1 protein-coding gene is annotated in these 584 nt (G+C 60.3%); it reads left to right on the plus strand.

Annotated features, from left to right (window positions below):
- Positions 1–578, plus strand: a 578-nt coding sequence (locus tag FNJ47_RS46490) for a transposase (RefSeq protein WP_163163520.1), incomplete at its 5' end; no start/stop codon positions are given.
- Positions 579–584: the final 6 nt, after the last annotated feature.

Genomic DNA, 584 nt, shown 5'->3' on the forward strand with positions numbered 1-584 from the left:
GGCGGCAAGGAACGAACGAAAAGCTGACCTCGCGCTTTGCCCGCGTGCGGGTTCGTGCCGCGCATCGTGATTATTGGCAAACCACCCGGCGAGCGCAGGAGTGGTTGCTGATCGAATGGCCGAAAGGCGAGGACCAGCCTACCAAATACTGGCTCTCGACATTGCCGGAAGATGTGGCATTCCGGACGCTCGTTGAGACGGCTAAATTGCGCTGGCGCATCGAACGCGACTATCAGGACCTCAAGCAGGAGGTCGGGCTCGGTCACTTCGAGGGACGCGGCTGGCGCGGCTTTCATCATCACGCAACGATGTGCATTGCGGCCTACGGATTCCTGATCTCCGAGCGGGAGACGATTCCCCCCTCAGGCGCTCGGCGCGCCCGGCCGATCCCGCTCAATCGCATTCCCGCAGATTACAGACCCCGCGGATCTGCCGCTGCGGACCCAACGTCACATTCCAAATTCGATCGCGACGATGCGACGGCGGCTCGAACATGGGCTGGTCCGAATGCTGTCGAGATGTCCTTGTTGTGCGATCAAGTTCGACCACTACACAGATCATCGTTTGTGACGCAGTAAGACTAG

Origin of the sequence: Bradyrhizobium uaiense (genome assembly GCF_010811875.1) — a bacterium.
In the GTDB taxonomy this organism is placed as follows: Bacteria; Pseudomonadota; Alphaproteobacteria; order Rhizobiales; family Xanthobacteraceae; genus Bradyrhizobium; species Bradyrhizobium uaiense.